Annotated in this window: 1 protein-coding gene; it reads right to left on the bottom strand. The window is 29.0% G+C overall.

What is annotated here, in order from left to right; genetic code table 11:
• Window positions 1–42: 42 nt before the first annotated feature.
• The coding region (locus tag ACEWL1_RS12260; protein ID WP_409233578.1) for a hypothetical protein at window positions 43–231 on the bottom strand (189 nt) is incomplete at its 5' end.

The raw sequence follows: 231 nt of genomic DNA, 5'->3' as shown, positions 1-231 counted from the left end.
CAATTCGTTTTTCCGTTTCTTTTCTAAATTGATGGTAAAACTTCAGTTGGAATTATCAAAAGTAACATTTGATTTTTTACCGTAGCGTTGCCCTTTAAATAGATAGCCAACAACATCAGTAGAAGTTAAGTTTTTGAGTTTAATTTCAATTACTTTTTTACCAGAAATAATACCGTGTTTTGGAGAGATTAATGTTAGGTTTTTATAAAAAAAACCTTGACCCATTATTGG

Source organism: Polaribacter gochangensis, assembly GCF_046224025.1.
Classification (GTDB): domain Bacteria; phylum Bacteroidota; class Bacteroidia; order Flavobacteriales; family Flavobacteriaceae; genus Polaribacter; species Polaribacter gochangensis.
The sequence above is the reverse complement of the archived record's forward strand: the minus strand, read 5'-3'. Positions and strand labels throughout refer to the sequence as shown.